Source organism: Empedobacter sp. UBA1574 (assembly GCF_002322895.1).
Taxonomy (GTDB): Bacteria; Bacteroidota; Bacteroidia; order Flavobacteriales; family Weeksellaceae; genus Empedobacter; species Empedobacter falsenii_B.
The window spans coordinates 41468-61281 of sequence record NZ_DCOI01000034.1 but is presented as its reverse complement, the minus strand read 5'-3'; the positions used below and the strand labels follow the sequence as shown (position 1 = coordinate 61281).

The window sequence follows — 19814 nt, the reverse complement described above, 5'->3', positions numbered from 1 at the left end:
ACAAAATTTTGGACAGTGTCTTTTTATATGTTTTTTAATTATTGTTTAAATAATTCATTAAATTTTCTCTCCTCCTCTTTCATCATTTCATCAAATTCTACTTGAGTTATCGATTTACCTTTTGTTGGTTTATTTATTTTTAATTTATCACTCACTTCAACTTTTGTTGCTAAATAAATTTGTTTGTTTACGGAATTTTCTTCTTTATTCGTCAAAATTAATTTTAGAATAATTCCTGGTAATCCTTCATAATTAGAAGGTCCATTTTTTATTTTAATTGTTGACGCATACCAAGCTTCAACAAATGAATTTTCAGAAACTTGTAAAGTTGCTTTTTTAACATCGAACCCTAAAATTTTATCTTTATCTTTTGCTAATATCCAATTTTTGGTTGTTATAGAATCGGTTATTAACATTTTTTTTCCGTTATAGTTCACTTCAGAAAGAGTTGATTTGTCAACTAAATTTTTATAATAAATTCCTCCTGGTCCACTTATAAAGGAAATTGAGACTCCTGATCTACCCTGAGAGTTATCAATTCTATCTATTCTTTGGAAAAGCGATTCTTTATCAGAACTTAAAAACTCAAAATACAATCTATTTTCGTTACTGTTTTTTAATCGTTCTTTGACAACAGCATCTTTTGCATTTTCAATATCAAATTCATTTCGAAATTCGTATTCTATTTGTATTTTTTCTTGACAAAATGTATTTACAAAACACAATAACATTACAAATGAAAGTATATTTTTCATATAGATTCTTATTTTTTTCTAATTTCTGTGGCTTTGGATAGTTAATTGAATCATAAATTATTTTCCCATTCAAATAATAATTCTATATCTATTCTTTCTCCTTTTGGGAATATAAAATTACTGTCTATTTTTCTTAATTTTTCTTTAACTCTTTCTGGCGTTTCAAATTTTAATTGTGGATATTCTTTGATGCTTTTTACAGCATACGTTTTATTTTCTAAAGGATTTTTTATTGTACTTACTTCTATCTTTTTCACGTCCTTTAATTGCCAAGAATATCTCCCGCTGTCTTCATTAACACTTACTATTGCGCCAGGAAGTCCATGCAATTTCCATGGTCCAACATTTACAGGAATATCTAATGTGTACCAAGCTGTATAGTTTCGCCCTCTGAAAGTAGCAGTCGCTTTTTTAAGATTATAATCATTTTCTACTTTTGTTTCATTTGATAATTCCCATTTGATAGTTGGTATTTTTTCTGTAAAATTCATCATTTCAATATCAATCTGTTCTTGAATGACCATTTCTAATTTTTTGAAATTACTATAAATTAATTCATTATCAATCACCTTTTCATCTATAACTAATGAAGTGCTGTTTTTTTCACTCTTTGTTTTTTCTTTTAGTTTTATTACCGTATATAAACTTACCTTATTAGGAACGTCATATACTAATGTTGTGTTATATGTATTTGTTCTATTCAATATTGAAACATGATTATTAAACTGATAATCAAGCTTATAGATTTGCGCATAAATAGAATTAGCAATACAAAATAAAACTATTAATAATAGTGGCTTTAATTTCATTTATTATTTATTTTATAATAGCCTGATTAATTATAATCAGGCTATATTAATGTAGTTGATATTAGTTAATTCAATTATGAATGATCTGCAATATATTGCTCTAAATACTTATCAGCTTGATAATTACAATTTAACTCTGAAGTAGCATAAACTATTGTATAAGCAAGTAATTTACCATTACCATCACGAATTGTTATTTCACAATTATTAACATCTTCAGAAGTATTATAATTTATAACTGATGATAATTCTTTAACTTCATTTGTAATTTTTGTTTCTGTTTCGTTTGCCATAGCAAAAGTTCCGATAAGTGCAAAAGCACTTGCTAATAAGATTTTTCCATTTTTTTTAGTTTAAATATTGTTGTTAATATTTCTAAATTAATATTTTTTTTAAAAAACAAAAAATTTTAAATACTTAATTTAAGAAATATTTAAAAATGAAGTTTTTTACATTAGAGTTGAAATATCTTATAACACCTTTTATGTTAAGTAAAAGGTGTTTTTTATATTTTAGAATATCAATTTTCAAGTGGATATTTTCTTCAAAAATTTATAGTACAATAACTAATTCTACATTTATTGTGTTTAACCAAATCCACTACTCTACTAAATCGTTAAAAATTAATCAAAAAACAGAAGAAGTATCTTATAACATTCAAAACGTTTGTACTTTTGTCTTATAAAAAAATATCCAATATGAAGCATCAAGCAGTAGAAGGTTTTTCGAAATTATCGAAAGAAGGAAAAATTGAATGGGTTGTCAATGAATATTTGAATGGCGATGAAAAAGCAATTCAAATCATGAAACAATATTGGAATGATGATGCAGATTTACAAAAACTGCACGACGAATTTTCAGAAAATACAGTTTCTAATTTCTATATGCCGTTTGGTTTAGCACCAAACTTTTTAATCAACGACGAATTATATGCCATTCCAATGGCTGTTGAAGAGTCGTCTGTTGTTGCTGCGGCTTCTAAAGCTGCGAAGTTTTGGCAAACACGTGGTGGTTTCAAAACAACTATTTTATCCACAACAAAATTGGGTCACGTTCATTTTATGTACGAAGGCGACAAAGAAAAGTTACAAAATGCATTTGAAACAACGATTAAAAATCAATTAATCGAAACGACAAATGATATCACCAAAAACATGCGTGCGCGTGGTGGTGGTATTTTAGCTTTGGAATTAATTGATAAAACTGCTGATTTAGAAAACTATTATCAAATAAAAGCGTCTTTCGAAACAATGGATTCGATGGGTGCAAACTTTATCAATTCTTGTTTAGAACAATTTGCCAAAACATTACGCAACGAGATAGAAGCTGATTCTACTTTTACAGATGATGAAAAAGATTCAGTTCAAATCGTGATGTGTATTTTATCGAATTATACGCCAGATTGTATTGTTCGTGCAGAGGTTTCTTGTCCTGTTGAGCAATTGGCAGAAGGAAATGTAACCTCAGAAGAGTTTGTAGAAAAGTTTTTGCGCGCTGTTCGCATTGCAGAAATAGAACCATATCGTGCAACAACACATAACAAAGGAATTATGAACGGAATTGATGCGGTTGTGATTGCAACAGGTAACGATTTCCGTGCTGTAGAAGCTTGTGCGCATACATATGCGGCGAAAGATGGGCAGTATTCTTCGTTAACACACTGTGAAGTGAAAGATGGAGTTTTTCGTTTTTGGATTGATTTACCAACTGCTCTTGGTACAATTGGTGGATTGACAGCTTTGCATCCGTTAGTAAAATTAGCAATGGGAATTCTTGGGAAACCGAATGCTAAAGAATTGATGGGATTTGTTGCTGTTGCAGGTTTAGCGCAAAACTTTGGTGCATTACGTTCTTTGGTTACAACTGGAATTCAGAAAGGTCACATGAAAATGCACTTAATGAATATCTTGAATCAGTTAGAAGCAACTGAAGAAGAAAAGAAATATTTTGTCAATTATTTTAAAGATAAAACGGTTTCTCATCACAATGTTATCGAAGAGTTTTGCAGATTACGTGGTGTAAAAAATGTAGAAGAGATCAAAAAAGAGAAGTAATCTAACAAATGCGAATTTGGTCTGTTCATCCGAAATATCTCGATGCAAAAGGAATTGTAGCACTTTGGCGCGAAACGCTTTTGGCAAAAAATGTTTTGGAAGGCAATACAAAAGGTTATAAAAATCATCCGCAATTAACTCGTTTCAAAGCAATTGAAAAACCGCTTGAAGCGATTAATCAATATTTAGCAAAAGTTTGGGACGAAGCCACAAGACGAGGATATAATTTTGACCGAAATAAAATTGATTCTGATTTTACAAAGATTAAAATTGAGGTTACAACAGGTCAAATGCAATATGAATTCAACCATTTATTAAAGAAGTTAGAACAAAGAGATCCTGAGCGATTCAAACAATTTGAAAACCTTAAAATGGTTGATTGCGCGGAGATTTTTGAAGTAAAAGAAGGAGAGATAGAAAAATGGGAGATCATTTCTTAGAAGAATATTTTGCGAAAGCAAAAGAAAAACAACGCGAACACAAAAAGTTTTTGGAGAAGTTGAAGAAGAAACCGCCTAAAAACTTGGATCAGAAAATGGAAGAAATCCACGAAGATGTTTTCAATCGTATTGATTGTCTTTCTTGCGCGAATTGTTGCAAAACAACTGGTCCCCTTTTTACACAAAAAGATATTGAGCGTTTAGCGCATGTTTTTCGCATTAAACCAAGTCAATTTATTGATAAATATTTGCGAATTGATGAAGACAACGACTATGTTTTGCAGCAAGTTCCTTGTCCTTTTTTGGATAGTGAAAATTATTGTTTGGTTTATGAAGATCGCCCGAAAGCTTGTCGTGAATATCCGCATACAGATCGTAAGAAATTTTACCAGATTAATCATCTTACCATAAAAAACACGCTAATTTGTCCTGCAACTTACGAAGTTGTGGAACAAATGCAGAAAGAAATAAAAGTATAAATGGAAACACCTCTAAAAATAATCGCATTTATTATGTTGATATTTCCGACAATTTATCAAGGAATTGCTGGATTTAGAACAAAAGATGCAGCTGTTGTAAAAAAAGTGGCTTGGCGCGCCGTTTTGATGCAAATCATGGGAACACTTTTGGCTTATTTTATCTTCATAAAAATTGGTCAAGACAAGCAAGTTGCCATTTATGTTGGCTTTATGTTTTTTACGTCGGTTGCAATTTTAGTGCTGATTCAAAACATTTTGATTTACTTAAAAAATAATAGTAATAATTAAAACGTCGTCTATGAGCGACGTTTTTTTAATATCATTAAGCTAATAAATTAACGTATTGTTCTGCTTTTTCGGTTAGTTTAGTTTTTACTTGATCATAATTTGAATCAAAAAAACTTCGTAATCTGAACTTTGATTTTTTGGTTTGAATAGTTAGAATTTGATTGCGATTCAAGCGAAAAATGTCTTCTTCTTCGTACAAATAATAAATTGCTCGATATGGAATTTCATCTTTTTTGAAAATTGTTCTGATTTCGAACGTTTCTTCTTTTAACGTAAATAAGGTCAAATTAAACGTTAAATCGTATAAAATAGACATCGATGCAAGTAAAGAAATCATGAAAACGCCAATGCGTAAAAAAGGTTCGTCTATCCAAAAATTTCCTCCAAACCAAAAAGCTTTGACAAACGTGAAGTTAACCATCATTAATAATAGAAAAATGATGACGAGAAGAAGTGTTTGCCAACTAAGTTTAGATTTTACCATCTCTCATTGGATTTGTACTAATTTACAATTTTTTTGAACAGGTTTAGAAAATTTTTCTACAAATAAAAAACCTCAGATAAATCTGAGGTTCATTATATTAAAAAAAATGTTATGTTATAAAATTTCAATACTAAAACTATGATTGAGATAATTGTTATAATCCAAGATTTATGCCAAACTGAATCATTTTACGATTATCGAATGTATTATCTTTAAAATAATTATTAAAATCCTTTCTCACAAAGACATCAATCAATCCTAAACCAATTGTTACTTCGGCTCCGTAGATAAAATTATTCACATTATAATTTCCACGATTTTTGCTGCGAACACCATCTCCTTTGTAAATATTATTCGATGATAACAACGTTCCTCCATACATATATGCTGCGATATAGTGTTTTCCTTGCGGACGATATGCAAAATCTTCGGTAATATTTTTGACTTTCGAAAAATTGTATTTAAATCCAACTGGAACCATAAAATAAGCCGAGCGCAACTTCGATTTGTCTAACGATTTGTCATGTTTTATTAAACCAACATCTCCATTTTCATCACGATTAAAACGCATATCATCGTCAATTCTGTAAGTTCTCCAAGAGAATAATGCTCCTGCTAAAAAGTTAACTGGACTCGTTAAGGATAATTGTCTTTCATACATTAAACCTACTGTTAAATTGCTCGAAAACTTCTCGTGTTTGTTCAATTCTTCGTCTTTTTTTCCTGTAAACGCCATGTATCCAAAAGAAGCATAACCGTTAATTTGATTCGCAATTCGGTAACGTTTCGTCACATCTTGTTTCGTTTTTGGCGTAATTGGATCTTCGCCATTCATAATCGAAAATGCAACTTGTTGTTTGATGATATCATCTAAGTTAAAATTCACTTCCTGAATACGATCATTTATCGTTCCCGAATACACATTTGCAATCGCTTCTTTCTTCGCTGTAGCCTCAGAAGCATTCAGTTTTCCTTCTGCTAATTCTTTGTCAACTGCCGCAATTTTCTTTTCCATTGCAGATTTTTCTTCCTGCACAATTTGACGAATCACTAACGTAAATTCGCTAATGCGATCTTTTACAATTGGACTGATTTTTTCGTCATTTTTATCATTCAAATCAAATGTAAATTTTTGAGCATATAGTGATGTAGCTGATAAGCATAATAATCCTGCTACGATAAGTTTTTTTATCATAATCTTGCTAATTTAGGGATATTAATGTTTTATTTGAAGCCGATAGAAACCACGCGCGATTGGTTTGACTCCTTTAGATTTTCTTTATTTTCGATCGAATACAACAACATATTTGGATCTACAAAATTCTTCTTCTTTTTGTTCACTTTTACAGAATCTAATGTTGTGTTAGCTGCAATATTTTTCTTTGGTTGAGCTTCTGATTTTAACTCTTCTTTCTTCTCTGCAATAGCTTCTTTCTTCGTTGGAAAAGCCATTTCAACTTGTTGAGATTCTTCGTTTATCGCCACTTGAACTTTACCATGTTGAATTGGTTTCTTCTCTTCTTGAGGCTGAATTTCAACTTCTTTTTTAGAAGAATCAATCTTTTCATTATTCGCTAAAATCGATTCTGAAGAATGAACTGTATTAGAATCTGATTGAATTTGTTGCGGATTATTTTGTTCCTGATGATTTACCAATTCTTTTGGTTCATCATTTTTAGATTGATTCGTAAATAAATAAACAGACGTAGTAACTGTAAATAACGCCACAACCGCAGCAGATAACCACCATTTGTAGTTTGATTTTTGTGGTGATGGAGCGACATCCATACGAGCCTGAATTCTGTCCCACGCATCGTGCGAAGGTTTTAGCTCACGATTTTCTAAATCGTTTTTTATATAGTTTGATATTTTATCGTTGTTTTTCATTTGTCATTTTCTTTTTACTTAGAACAATTTCTTTCAGTTTTGCCTTTGCTCGAAACAATTGCGTTTTGCTGGTCGATACCGAAATATTGAGCATTTCTGCAATTTCTTGATGCGAATAATCTTCGAGAATATGAAGATTAAACACCAGTCTATAAGGTTCTGAAAGTTGATCTAACACGTCTTGCACATTAAAATTTAACCATGTTTCTTCTACTTCTTCATCTGCTTCATCATAATTAGAAACTCTTACATCATCAACATAAATCAATGTTTTATTTGCACGTAAAAAAGTTAAACATTCGTTGACCATAATTCGACGCATCCAACCTTCGAAACTTCCTTTATTTTGAAATTTCTCGATATGATTAAAGACTTTACAAAAACCGTTAATCATACAATCTTCTGCATAATGCATGTCTTCGATGTAACTTCTACAAACGCTCAGCATCTTTTTGGAGTTTTGTTCGTAGAGTTCTTTTTGCGCCAAAGCATCGTTCTTTTTTAGTCGATCGACTAAAATTTCTTCTTTACTTTTTCGATTTAGTACAAATAATTTCACGTGTGTTAATTGCTTTCTTACTTAATAGACTCAAGGTTTGTAAAAAGGTTACAGAAAATTAGACATTTTTTTGAAATGATTTGATATAAAATGAAAAAAGCTCGCAATGAGCGAGCTTTTTAATTGTTTTTATCTAAAAATAGATTTATTTCTGAAATGAATCTTTATTCAATTCGTATAATATTTTAAGACCTTTTATTGTGTGTAGACGATCATCGATATCAATTTTATCTGTCAATGATTTGTAAACACCGCCAACTCCTCCTGTTGAAATTACATAAGATTGTTCTCCTTCTTCGGCATTGATACGATCGATCATTCCTTCGACCATACTTAAAAACCCATAAACCATTCCTGATTGCATGCAAGATTCTGTATCTGATCCTAAAACAGTTTTTGGTGCTTTTAGTTCGACTGTTGGTAATTGAGCTGTTTCTCCTACTAAAGAATTTAAGGCAGTAATAATTCCGGGAGCAATTACTACTCCACCGACATTTGCTGATTCGTCTATGCCTAAGAAAGTTAGTGCAGTTCCAAAATCAATGACAATTTTTTTGCCTTGATAATTTTGATAATGTGCAGCTACGGCATTCGCATATAAATCTGTTCCCATTTGGTTTGACTTATGCTTGATTGCTGATGGCGTATTACGATCTACAACCATTGGTTTGAACTTGTGAATCTTTTGTAATGCAATCTTAACGCTTGCTGTAAGTGGTGGTACAACCGAACCTATCACAATATCTGTAATATCATTTTTCGAAATTCCGAAAGGCTCGTACATGTTCGAGAATTTTGCAAAAAACTCGTATTCGGTACGGTAAGGTTTTGAATTGATTGTCCATGTAATAATCTCCGTTTCACTTTTGAAAACTGCGAAACGAAGATTAGTATTTCCAATATTTACTGCTAATAACATTATTTTGTAAATACGTTATTTTTATCGTTTACATCTGCCAAACGTTTTGTTGGATCGATGGTAACTTGTTTAACTTCTTTCGAAACTTTAACATCATAGGTAGGTTTTGTCCAGAACCAATCTTCTAAAATAATTCTTTTTGCACCTTGGTATTCTACTAAGTTTTCTGCTGGTTTTTCTCCACGCATTTCACGTAAAGGAATGTAGAATAATTCTTTTGAGCCATCTGTATATTCTACCAACAAATCGATAGGCATTGCAAAATCTGATTTGTTTGCAATTGTGATTGTGTTTCCGTTTACAGCTTCTACAGCGTAATCAATTTTGCGTGTTGTGTTCAAGAATAAATTGAAGTACCATTTAAGATTAATTCCAGAAACTTCTTCTGCTACACGTTTGAAATCATTCCCTGATGGATGTTTGAATTTCCATTGTTTATAGAATTCTAGGAATGTTTTGTTTAAATTATCATTTCCAATAATATATCCTAATTGAATTGCTAAAACTTGACCTTTGTAATATGCTTCTAAAGAGTATGCATAGTTTGTATTATAATAGTCTGCTAATAAACTTGCAGGTTCTTCTTTACCAGAAAGTGCTAAATTAATATATCCTTTGTAGGCATCTGGATTTGGATTAGAAGGCATTACTTTTAATTTATCTACAACATTAAGGTGCGCCATTTGCTCTACATATGATGTAAAACCTTCGTCGAACCATTCGTTGTATGTTTCATTGATACCAAATAATTGTTGGTACCAAGAGTGAGCTGCTTCGTGGAAAATAGTTCCGATTAAGCTATTTAAATTACTTCCTCCAGCAATTAAAGTTGCAGTACCATATTCCATACCACCGTCACCACCTTGAATGATTGAATATGTTTTCCAAGGATATTCGCCAAAGTGTTCAGAATTATAATCGAAGAAACCTAATGCGTAAGGCATTGCTTGTTTCCATGCAGAAGATTTATCATTGTCTTGGTAAACTAAATATACCTCAACACCATGCTTTGATTTTGCATGTTCTACAATAAATTCTTTGTCTGCAGCCCAAACAAAATCGTGAATATTTTCAGCTTTGAAATTCCAAGCTACTTTTCCATTCTTTGTTTTGATTGTTGGATTTTTTACATAACCTTTTACACTATTAGGGTCTTGTAATTCTCCTGAAGCTCCGATTACATAATCTTTATCGATGTTAATTGTGACATCAAAATTACCAAAAGGCGCAAAAAATTCGCGACCAATGTATTCATCTAAATGCCATCCTTCTGGATCGAATTCTGCCATTTTAGGATACCATTGTGCCATAGAAAATTCTACACCATCTTTCGAATTACGTCCAGAACGACGAATTTGTTCGGGAACTTGTGCATTCCAAACCATATCGAAAGTAGAAGTTTGTCCTTCTGCAATTGGTTTTGCTAATGTAACTTCTAAGATTGTTCCGTCTACTTTATATGAAACGGCTTTACCATCTTGTTTAAGAGATGTTACTTTTTGATAACCAATTTGATCTGGTTTTAATTCAGAAATACGGCTAACATATTTAGGATTTTCTTTTGTTCCGATATTTGTTGCCATTCTTTTATCAGGATCTGAAATGTTTTGTAAACGATTATCCATCATACTTCCTGGTTGAAAAGCATTAAAATATAAATGAAAATAAACTTTATTCAGGCTTTGACCTGAATTGTTGGTGTATTTCAATTGCATTTTTCCATCGTATTGATATGATTTTTCTTTCATATCAACATCTATTTTATAATCTACCTTTTGTTGCCAATATCCTTTACGTTGTGCAAAAGCTAATTGAACCAAACATAAGCAGATTAGTAAAGTGAATTTTCTCATTTCTAACTAATCATTAAACTTTAACTTCAAAAATACAAAAAAGATTGAGATTAAGGTGAAGGTTGGGGGTTGGTTGTTTTTATTTAGTTAACAACCTTCTGTTACTTTTTTTATTCATTGAATATCTATTTTAATTAATTGGTATTCATATGCCCTTCGGGGAACAGTCAAAAAAAGTAACCAAAAAAGACTTGGCTGTAAATCGATTGGACTAAAAATGGTTTTCGCTTCGCTAAAGATTTTAAAAACTCTACGAGCTAAAATCTTTTTAACGCTGCTCTTCAATCATTTTCTTAACGTCATCGATTTAATGCCAATTTTTTGATTTGGAATTTGATTAGAAAATAATGTGAAGCTGAAATGAATTTAGCTTGATAAGTTAGGGTTTACACTCTTCTATGCCCTCTCGAGAGGGATTTTTTTTTGTGTCTTTGGTGAAGTTTTTTCTTTTGATAAAAAAAGAAAAACCGTTTGTATCTTGGACATCAACTTATGTGATTTGTTATGATATAAACGGTTTTTTCTCTCTTTTCTGAATCATAGTCAATGTTAGTTTACTATGATTTTTCCTACGTAAACAGAATTAGATGCAAATAGGTTTTCTGGATTGACAAAGGCAATCCATATATGTAATTCTTTACCTTGATATCTTGGTAATAAACTTAGTTGATATGTTAAGTCTACACGGATTGCATTGGTTTGAAAAAACTGGGTTCCTACATTAAGGTCGTTGTCTTCTGCAAGTAATGCCACCATGTAATCTGTTTCGCCATTAGAGCCCATGGAGTTGTTTTCCCAATCGATCTGAATTGTTAACGGAGTTGGAGAACTGATGGCTAAGGGTTGTAGATCTATTCCTTTTCCTTTTGAAAATTGAATTTGATGATAATTAGGTAGTATTTGTAAATTATCCATATCACAGACTAATGCATTCATGACATTGCTCATTGCAGAATTGTATGTGGAACGTAATCCTACTTTTGTTCCGAAAAATGCTTTTGCATATTCTTTGTAACTCGCAAGAAATAAGACTGATTTGTTGAAACGTTCTTTGATTAATGCTTGTTTTGGAGTTGGTGCTTTTGATAATTTTTTAGGACGAATGCGTGATATTTCGTAACCGTTGACATTTGCGACTACTATTCGACCTGTACGACCGGATGTACCTGAAATGATACTGTCAATAACTTTACCCATACTTTTTGGTTTTAAATGTTTTACTTGATTTTTAATTTCTATGGTGAAGTTCGTAATGGATATCCGTATTAATTCAATTATTGCATACAAATGGAAACATTTGGAATGATTTGCAATGCTTTGGAATGAAATGTACTTATTTGTATTCGTCTGTATATTTCTGTGGTTGTGCTGTGGTTGTTCTGTTGATAAGTACCGCAGCGCTTCGGTGTTTGTTCGGTGTTTGTGTGGTTGTAGTGGTTTTGTTTTACATTTGATTTACACTCTCCTGACCTCTTTCAAACGGGGAAGTTTTTCTTTTTGGTTAAATCTTCTGTCTCTTTTTTTGTCTAAAAAAGGATTCAAAAAAAGAATTGGTTGTTAATTGTTATCTTTAATGATGATCTTATTGAGTATTATTAAATTTATTATAAATAAAAAGAGGCTTAAAAGCCTCTTGATTTATTTGAGTAATTGATTGATTATTGCTTGGTAAACTTCGTGTCTTAAGTAGACGTTTCGACCAAAATAATTGTAGGCTTTTAAAAGGTTTTTCTTTCTGTAATTGTATAATGTACTTTTGCAAATTTTTAGGTATTGCAATACATCCTCCTCTTCCATTAGGTACAAATCTAAAGAACTAATGTTTCCTTCTGCAAATGCTTGTTGCATTTTATTGATTTCTTCTGCTAATTGTTGAAACTAATTGACTGAGTTAAACGCTTGACTTTTCATCTGAAGAATCGTAAGATTTACTCTAAAGATAAATTGATTATCGAAATGATTTTATGGGTTTTAACTTTATTTATCAATAATGTGTTGTTGATAAGTTAGGGTTTACACTCTTTGCAAAATAATCCCATATAAAAAAAAGCTCGTGTCAAGTACTTGACACGAGCTTTTAAATAATAAATAATAAAAAACTATATAATAATCATTCTCCAATTACCACATTGGCGTTTGTAAAAATGACGATAATATTCCTGGAAAAATTCCCATCACAATTAAGATTACCATTCCGATAATTAAAAGGAAATTTGTTAACCCGTCTTGTGTTTTTAATTTGTTTTTCCCTTTTTTGAAATACATGTAGTTGATGATTTTGAAGTAATAATACATACTCAAAACTGCCATAACCAATGCAATTACAATCAAAAATAGGTTTTTATCGTTTGTTCCTCCAATACTCAACGCCATAAATTTCGCAAAGAAACCTCCTGTTAATGGAATACCTGCTAATGAAATTAATGAAATTGTCATCGCTGCTGCTAAAACTGGATTTGCTTTTCCTAAACCAATGAAACTCTCAAATTTTGGATTTTTGAATTGATCAATCGCATAGAAAATAATGAAGTTCGCAACTGAATAAGCAATCGTATAGAACATCAAAGCCTCTTTAGAAGCTGAATTGATATTGAACAAAACAAATAACATGAAACCTGCTTGCGCGATTGATGAATAAGCCATCAAACGTTTGACAGATTTTTGAGAAACTGCTCCGAAGTTTCCGATAAATAACGTCAAAATGATAATTGACGCGAATAATAAACGGTAATATTCGGCATATTCTACATTTGTTGGGAATGATTTTAGGACTAAAATAAATCCTAAAAATGATCCTCCTTTGATGATTGTCGACATAAACGATGTAAACACAGTTGGTGTTCCGTCGTAAACGTCTGGTGTCCATGCGTGGAACGGTGCTGCAGAAACTTTGAAACAAAATGCGAAGATGATTAAACACCATCCTGCGTAATAAATTGTTTCGAAATCTTTGTTATAGTTTACCAATTGATCAACCATAAAAGTTCCTGTTGCGCCGTACAAAAATGTTACACCTAACATCAAAATTCCTGTTGAGAAAGCTCCCATCAAGAAATATTTTACAGAAGCTTCTGTACTTCTAAGACTTTCTTTGTTTGTTCCTGCAATAATGTACATTGGAATTGACATTAATTCGATTCCTAAGAACATAATTACTAAGTTGTGGAATTGTGCTAAAACTGCGATTCCTGTAAAAGAGAAGAAAATTAAGGCATAATATTCTGCCACGTGTTTTCCTACTTTTCCAAACAAATCTTTGTTCAATAATAAGTAAAAAATTGCCAATCCTGCCAATGCGATAAAGAACGAAACGCCGTAAAGCGATTGTCCAATCATATTATCGAATTTTCCTGCGAACATTGAGCAACCTTTCAATTCGAAAATTCCTCCTACAATCATTCCGAAAAACAGAACAACAGAAAGTATATTTAAGGCACGATTATTTTTGATGTAGAATCCACTAAACATCAAAATAATACCTGAAAGTGCTGATAAAATAATCGTATTCATATCTATTTATTCAAAAATGATTAATGTGCTAATAAATTAAAAATTGGTGTTGGATAAACTCCTAAAATAATCACGATGATTGCGATTACAGAAATAACTGCAATTGGTCCAAAACCTCCTTTTTGAGCATCTTTTTGTTTGATGTTTTTCACTTCTCCAAACAATAATGCGCTTGATAATCTCAACGTATAAACGGCAGATAAAATAACACCTAAACAAGCTACTACACATAAAACTGGATTGTGTGTAAATAATGCAGAAAGCATCATAAACTCTCCGATGAATGAGCTTGTCAATGGTAATGCTACGTTTGCTAAACCGAATATCATGAATAAGATAGATAATGTTGGATCAACTTTTGCTAAACCACCAATCGATTTGATGTCTGTCAAATCATATTTTCTTTCCATAATATCTACACATAACCATAATCCTAAAACAACTAAACCATGTGAAAACATTTGGAAATAAGCTCCTGCTACACCATTTGCTAATTCAGAAAATAATGACACAAAAATTAAAGCTAAGTGAGCAATCGAGCTATATGCAATAATTTTCTTCACATTTTTTGCACTCAAAGCTATTAACGAGGCATAAACTAATCCGAAAATTGCTAAATAAGTAATGTATTTGAACAATTCTGAAATCGTTGGAAACATTCCCAAATACCAAGTAACCACTGCAAATAATCCCATTTTCGCCATCAAAGCTGAAAGTACAACTGTTAATGGAGTTGGTGATGTTTTATAGATTGTTGGTTGCCATGTATGAAATGGAAAGATTGGAATTTTAATCACAAAAGCGATTAAGAATAACAATGCCAACGCTGTGTTTGTTGAATAATGCGGTCCTGAAACTTGTACAACATCTGTTAATAAAAATGATGCTGGTTGTAAGAAAAATCCGATGTAAATAATTCCTCCTAACATAAACATCGATCCTAAAATCGTGTATAAGAAGAATGTCATATTTGCGCGAATTTTGTCTTTTCCAATTCCAAATAATCCGATTAAGAAATAAACCGGAATTAAGACAACTTCCCAGAAGAAATAGAATAAAATTAAATCTTCTGCTAAGAAAACTCCGTTTAATCCTGCTAAAGTGATTAACAATAATCCATAGAATGTATTGCTATATTTTTGTTTTGTTGTTGATAAATAAACAAAAAGAGCTAAGTAAGTAAGGTTAGTTAATAGAATCATTAATCCTCCCAAACCTTGAGCATTTAACGCGAAATAAGTTTTAACGCTGTTGAAATTGAACCATTGTGTTTGAAACGTTAACTCGTTGTTTCCACCTTTGCAAGTGATAAACAAGTACAACGCCAACAACGCTCCACCAACGAATGCTCCTAACCATCTTTGTGGTTTTTGACCTTGCATTAATAGCATAAAAACTCCTACTATTAATGGTAAAATGATAAATAAAGATAAAAGCATTACTAACCTATTTTGAAATTAAATACCCCATAAAAAAGATTGCGATACCTGCCACGATTCCTACAACCATTAGCATAATATAGAATCCTACATTTCCGTTTTGTAGCTGACGTACATTTTTTGATGCGCGACCAGAAACAGTTCCAACTCCTAAAACAAAAGCTGCAATTCCTGCTTTTTCTACATATTTTTTCAAGACATCACCCAACTCGAACAATGGTTTTACAATTGCATTGTCATATAACTCGTCGATGTACCATTTGTCTTCAAAGAATTTTGCAATTCCTGTTGCTTCACCATCTACATGGTTTGTGTATTTCTTGATTGCATAATAAATTGCACCAAGTACACAAAGTAATAAAGCTCCCATCATCATCCATTCTGTTGCATGAGAAACATGATGAGCTTCTCCGATTGATACAACTCCACTTAAGAAAGTTTGAAGTTTATGTCCGTCTTGCATAAACAACGCTGGAATTCCGATATAACCTGCAAAAACAGAAAGAACTGCTAAGATGATTAATGGAATTGTCATTGCAGCTGGACTTTCATGCGGATGAGCTTCTTTATCTCTTAAATCTCCTAAGAAAGTCATTGCATATAAACGGAACATATAGAATGCTGTCATCACAGAAACGATAAATCCGATTCCGTAAACAACTGGATTAGAAACAAACATTCCTAATAACATTTCGTCTTTCGAGAAGAAACCTGATAAACCTGGAATACCAGCGATTGCCAAACATCCAATCAAGAAAGTGATATGTGTAATTTTCATGTATTTGCTCAAACCTCCCATTTTGCGCATATCTTGCTCGTGGTGCATTCCGTGAATTACAGAACCTGCCCCTAAGAATAATAATGCTTTGAAAAATGCATGCGTCATTACGTGGAAAACTGCTGCGATATACGCTCCAGATCCAATTGCTGCGAACATTAATCCTAATTGAGAAACTGTAGAATAAGCCAATACTTTTTTGATATCGTTTTGACGCATTGCAATCGTTGCAGTAACAAAAGCTGTTGCAATTCCTACGTACTGAATAACTTGTAATGTGATTGGTGCTGCCGAAAATAATTCGTTACAACGTGTAATCATAAAGATACCTGCTGTTACCATTGTTGCAGCGTGAATAAGTGCTGAAACTGGCGTTGGTCCTGCCATCGCGTCTGGTAACCATGTGAATAATGGTAATTGAGCCGATTTACCTGTTGCTGCTAAAAATAACAATAATGTAATTCCTGTCAATACAAAACCTGTAAATGCAGATGGATCAATTGCTAATTGGCTGAATACTTTTACATATTCTAACGTTCCAAATTCTTTGAAAATCCAAAACATCGCCAATAAGAATCCAACATCTCCGATACGGTTCATGATGAAAGCTTTCTTTGCTGCTTTGATATATTCTGGATTTGTAAACCAAAAACCAATTAATAAGAATGAACAAAGTCCAACCCCTTCCCATCCAATAAACATCATCACAAAGTTGTTTCCCATTACAAGAATCAACATGAAGAAGATGAATAAATTTAGGTAAGAAAAGAATTTTGCAAATCCTTTGTCTTCGCTCATGTAAGCCGAGCTGTACACGTGAATTAAAAATCCAACTCCTGTAATAATTAACAAAAACAAACTCGTTAATGCATCAATTTGAAATGCAAACGGAACTTGTAAAGTTGGAATATTGATAATATCAAATGCCTTAAAAATTAATGGTTGTGCATCTGCTCCTGATGGAACTGACATAAAAACCATGATTGATAAAATGAAACTTGCCAAAACTGCTCCACTTCCGATGAAAGTAACTAAGCTTTTTGAAAGTACATTTCGTCCTAAACCGTTAATCAAAAATCCTATGAATGGAATCAAAGGAATTAACCATATATACTGCTCCATTCTTAACCTTTTAAACGATTTAACACATTAATATCTACCGAGTATACTTTTCGGAACAATAAAATTATTACTGATAATCCTACAGCAACCTCAGCTGCGGCTACAACCATAATAAAGAATACTAAAAGTTGTGCATCTGTTCCTTTTTCTAATACTGAATTTGCGTGATAGTGCATTTTTGAGAACGCTACTAACAACAAATTCACAGAATTTAACATCAATTCTATACACATAAAAATGACAATTGCGTTACGACGTAGCATAACACCTGCCATTCCTATTCCGAATAGGATTAATGATAAAGTAATATAATAACTGATTGGTAACATCTTTTACTTTTTATATTTAATCCAATAATTCTTCGTCCTTTTTCGATAACATCACCGCTCCAATCATTGCAGAAATAAACAAAATACTGCTCAACTCGAATGGTAAAACATATTCTGAATATAACAATGATCCTAAGTTGTGAATCAATCCTAAATCACCTGTTCCCATTTCTACAGCTGTGTTTGCAGAAGCTTGATTTTGTGAGAAAATACCAATTGTCAAGGCAACAAATAACAAAGAGATTAAACTCGCTGCTACTATTTTTGCTGGTCGACCAAATGATTTCTTTTCACTATTCAAGTTCATCAACATCACCACGAATAAGAACAATACCATAATTGCTCCGGCATAGACAATGACATTTACAATTGCCAAAAACTGTGCGTTTAGCAATACATAATGTCCGCTGATGCAGAAGAATGTTACGATTAAATATAAAATGGAATGTACAGGATTTTTACTGAACACCATTAGTAGCGCACTTAACACCGTTAAGCTCGACAAAACATAGAATAAAATGATAGGTAATTCCATTAATTTGTAGCTTTTTTCGGGATTAATAAATCTTCTTTCGAATAGATAAAGTTTTGACGTTTGAAACTTGCTGGTGGAACTGTTTGCGATAAATAAACAGCATCTTTTGGACAAGCTTCTTCACAGAATCCACAGAAAATACAACGTAACATGTTAATTTCATATTTCGCTGCATACTTTTCTTCACGGTAAAGGTTTTCTTCACCAGGAAGTCTTTCTGCCGCTTCCATTGTAATCGCTTCTGCTGGACAAGCCAAAGCACAAAGTCCACAAGCCGTACAATTTTCGCGATCTTCTTCGTCTCTATTCAAAACGTGTAATCCTCTAAATACAGGACTAAACGGTCTTTGTTTTTCTGGATAACTAATTGTTGCTTTCTTCGAAAAGAAGTGCTTCAATGTAATCATCAACCCTTTTGCGATAGAAATCAAATAGATACTTTCCCAAAAAGTAAGGGGTTTACGTTCTACTTGTTTTACTCTATTTGTAATTGGTTTCATACTTTTAATGATTTTGATGATTCTATTTGTTTAATAATAAAATCACTAAGCCTGTAATTAACATATTGATTAATGCTAAAGGCAATAATTTTTTCCAACCTAAATCCATTAATTGGTCATATCTGAAACGAGGAATTGTCCAACGCACCCACATATAGAAGAAGATGAAGAAACAAGCTTTACCGAATAATGAAAGGAAATTAAGAATTGCCGTTCCATTCACTCCGATAGAGTTTACTAATGTTGCATCGTCTACAAATGGGATATCGTATCCACCAAAATAGATGGTAGAAATTACCACAGAACTAATAAACATGTTGATGTATTCTGCAAATAAGAAGAATCCCATCTTCATCGAAGAATATTCTGAGTGATAACCTCCAATTAATTCATTTTCTGCTTCTGGTAAATCGAACGGAGTACGGTTAGTTTCTGCAAACGAACACACCAAGAAAATGATAAATCCTAATGGTTGTAATAAGATAAACCATGCATGTTCTTGTTGATAATGTACAATATCACTCAATTTTAGAGAACCTGTCATCATCAAAATTGTGATTAACACAATTCCCATTGGTAATTCGTACGAAATAATCTGCGAAGCTGCACGCAAACCTCCCATTAAAGAGTATTTGTTGTTCGATGCCCAAGCACCAATCATAATTCCATAAACACCTAAACTTAACACACCTAAAATGTATAAAAACCCGATGTTAACATCTGCAATTTGAGGAACAACTACACGATCTCCAATCTCGAAAGCTGTCGACCATGGAATAACTGCACCTGTCATACAAGCTACAATCATTGCCAAAGATGGACCTAAGATGAATAAAAATTTATTCGAATCTTTTGGTGTAATTTCCTCTTTTGAGAATAATTTTAAACCATCGGCAAGTGGTTGTAATAAACCAAAAATACCTGCACGGTTTGGTCCGATACGATCTTGTAAGAATGCTGCAACTTTACGCTCAGCCCAAGTAGAGTACATGGCAACAACTAATGCAAAACCAATCATTACGCCTACTAAAGCTAACTTTTCTAATGCATCAGCAATAAATTCTTCTGTCATTT

General features: G+C 32.2%; 22 protein-coding genes. 4 read left to right on the top strand and 18 right to left on the bottom strand.

All coding sequences use genetic code 11. The features are described 5' to 3' along the window. Positions 1 to 38 precede the first annotated feature (38 nt). The 3 genes from B3578_RS11670 to B3578_RS11660 all read right to left on the bottom strand — a co-directional run bounded on the left by B3578_RS11670 (position 39) and on the right by B3578_RS11660 (position 1857). The gene (locus B3578_RS11670; RefSeq protein WP_115002331.1) at positions 39 to 755 is read right to left on the bottom strand and encodes a GLPGLI family protein; all 717 of its coding nucleotides are present in this window, start codon (positions 753 to 755) and stop codon (positions 39 to 41) included. Between the two features lie 50 nt (positions 756 to 805). Beyond that, positions 806 to 1564 (bottom strand): GLPGLI family protein, encoded by a 759-nt coding sequence (locus B3578_RS11665; protein WP_291048889.1) that lies wholly within the window; start codon positions 1562 to 1564, stop codon positions 806 to 808. A gap of 74 nt (positions 1565 to 1638) precedes the next feature. Continuing rightward, positions 1639 to 1857: a hypothetical protein gene (locus tag B3578_RS11660; protein WP_115002328.1), complete on the bottom strand. Its 219-nt coding sequence runs from the start codon at positions 1855 to 1857 to the stop codon at positions 1639 to 1641. A gap of 405 nt (positions 1858 to 2262) precedes the next feature. Between B3578_RS11660 and B3578_RS11655 the strand changes: the two genes are divergently transcribed. Genes B3578_RS11655 through B3578_RS11640 form a run of 4 tightly spaced genes read left to right on the top strand, consistent with a single transcriptional unit; the run spans position 2263 to position 4825 of the window. After that, the gene (locus tag B3578_RS11655) at positions 2263 to 3618 is read left to right on the top strand and encodes a hydroxymethylglutaryl-CoA reductase (protein WP_221854701.1); all 1356 of its coding nucleotides are present in this window, start codon (positions 2263 to 2265) and stop codon (positions 3616 to 3618) included. A gap of 8 nt (positions 3619 to 3626) precedes the next feature. Continuing rightward, positions 3627 to 4058: a pyrimidine dimer DNA glycosylase/endonuclease V gene (locus B3578_RS11650; protein WP_219034526.1), complete on the top strand. Its 432-nt coding sequence runs from the start codon at positions 3627 to 3629 to the stop codon at positions 4056 to 4058. Then, positions 4040 to 4537, top strand: a complete 498-nt coding sequence (locus B3578_RS11645; RefSeq protein ID WP_171623750.1) for a YkgJ family cysteine cluster protein — start codon at positions 4040 to 4042, stop codon at positions 4535 to 4537. The genes B3578_RS11650 and B3578_RS11645 overlap by 19 nt, the downstream gene beginning before the upstream one ends. Beyond that, entirely contained in the window at positions 4538 to 4825 is a 288-nt protein-coding gene (locus B3578_RS11640) for a hypothetical protein (protein WP_038333316.1), read from the top strand. A gap of 34 nt (positions 4826 to 4859) precedes the next feature. On the opposite strand, the gene B3578_RS11635 is transcribed toward B3578_RS11640, so the two are convergent. The 15 genes from B3578_RS11635 to nuoH all read right to left on the bottom strand — a co-directional run bounded on the left by B3578_RS11635 (position 4860) and on the right by nuoH (position 19812). Beyond that, positions 4860 to 5309: a hypothetical protein gene (locus tag B3578_RS11635; RefSeq protein WP_147280029.1), complete on the bottom strand. Its 450-nt coding sequence runs from the start codon at positions 5307 to 5309 to the stop codon at positions 4860 to 4862. Positions 5310 to 5463: 154 nt separating this feature from the next. Further along, a complete protein-coding gene (locus B3578_RS11630) occupies positions 5464 to 6504 on the bottom strand; it encodes a PorT family protein (RefSeq protein ID WP_286494968.1) in 1041 nt (346 codons plus the stop codon). A 29-nt stretch (positions 6505 to 6533) separates the two neighbouring features. Continuing rightward, positions 6534 to 7196 (bottom strand): hypothetical protein, encoded by a 663-nt coding sequence (locus B3578_RS11625; RefSeq protein WP_219034523.1) that lies wholly within the window; start codon positions 7194 to 7196, stop codon positions 6534 to 6536. Next, on the bottom strand, positions 7180 to 7755 hold the full coding sequence (locus B3578_RS11620) for an RNA polymerase sigma factor (RefSeq protein ID WP_219034522.1): 576 nt from the start codon (positions 7753 to 7755) through the stop codon (positions 7180 to 7182). Before B3578_RS11620 ends, B3578_RS11625 begins: the two co-directional genes overlap by 17 nt. A gap of 145 nt (positions 7756 to 7900) precedes the next feature. After that, the gene (locus B3578_RS11615) at positions 7901 to 8674 is read right to left on the bottom strand and encodes a type III pantothenate kinase (protein WP_257468124.1); all 774 of its coding nucleotides are present in this window, start codon (positions 8672 to 8674) and stop codon (positions 7901 to 7903) included. Continuing rightward, on the bottom strand, positions 8674 to 10527 hold the full coding sequence (locus B3578_RS11610) for a M1 family metallopeptidase (RefSeq protein ID WP_219034521.1): 1854 nt from the start codon (positions 10525 to 10527) through the stop codon (positions 8674 to 8676). Before B3578_RS11610 ends, B3578_RS11615 begins: the two co-directional genes overlap by 1 nt. Positions 10528 to 11076: 549 nt before the next feature. Further along, positions 11077 to 11724, bottom strand: coding sequence for a DUF6266 family protein (locus B3578_RS11605; protein ID WP_219034520.1), 648 nt, complete (start codon positions 11722 to 11724; stop codon positions 11077 to 11079). 441 nt (positions 11725 to 12165) lie between these two features. Next, positions 12166 to 12375, bottom strand: a complete 210-nt coding sequence (locus tag B3578_RS11600; RefSeq protein WP_219034519.1) for a helix-turn-helix domain-containing protein — start codon at positions 12373 to 12375, stop codon at positions 12166 to 12168. Positions 12376 to 12648: 273 nt separating this feature from the next. Further along, complete coding sequence (locus tag B3578_RS11595) at positions 12649 to 14037, bottom strand: NADH-quinone oxidoreductase subunit N (protein WP_286494973.1); 1389 nt, start codon at positions 14035 to 14037, stop codon at positions 12649 to 12651. 20 nt (positions 14038 to 14057) lie between these two features. Continuing rightward, positions 14058 to 15476 (bottom strand): complex I subunit 4 family protein, encoded by a 1419-nt coding sequence (locus B3578_RS11590; RefSeq protein ID WP_291048869.1) that lies wholly within the window; start codon positions 15474 to 15476, stop codon positions 14058 to 14060. 7 nt (positions 15477 to 15483) lie between these two features. After that, positions 15484 to 17376 carry an NADH-quinone oxidoreductase subunit L gene (nuoL, locus tag B3578_RS11585; RefSeq protein WP_125348901.1) on the bottom strand — a complete coding sequence of 631 codons (1893 nt, stop codon included), beginning with the start codon at positions 17374 to 17376 and terminating at the stop codon, positions 15484 to 15486. Between the two features lie 2 nt (positions 17377 to 17378). Continuing rightward, the gene (gene nuoK / locus B3578_RS11580; RefSeq protein WP_125348900.1) at positions 17379 to 17705 is read right to left on the bottom strand and encodes an NADH-quinone oxidoreductase subunit NuoK; all 327 of its coding nucleotides are present in this window, start codon (positions 17703 to 17705) and stop codon (positions 17379 to 17381) included. 16 nt (positions 17706 to 17721) lie between these two features. Further along, positions 17722 to 18240: an NADH-quinone oxidoreductase subunit J gene (locus B3578_RS11575; RefSeq protein ID WP_125348899.1), complete on the bottom strand. Its 519-nt coding sequence runs from the start codon at positions 18238 to 18240 to the stop codon at positions 17722 to 17724. Continuing rightward, the gene (nuoI, locus tag B3578_RS11570) at positions 18240 to 18740 is read right to left on the bottom strand and encodes an NADH-quinone oxidoreductase subunit NuoI (RefSeq protein WP_038333352.1); all 501 of its coding nucleotides are present in this window, start codon (positions 18738 to 18740) and stop codon (positions 18240 to 18242) included. The genes B3578_RS11575 and nuoI overlap by 1 nt, the downstream gene beginning before the upstream one ends. Positions 18741 to 18762: 22 nt before the next feature. Then, positions 18763 to 19812 carry an NADH-quinone oxidoreductase subunit NuoH gene (gene nuoH / locus B3578_RS11565; protein ID WP_019974862.1) on the bottom strand — a complete coding sequence of 350 codons (1050 nt, stop codon included), beginning with the start codon at positions 19810 to 19812 and terminating at the stop codon, positions 18763 to 18765. Positions 19813 to 19814 lie beyond the last annotated feature (2 nt).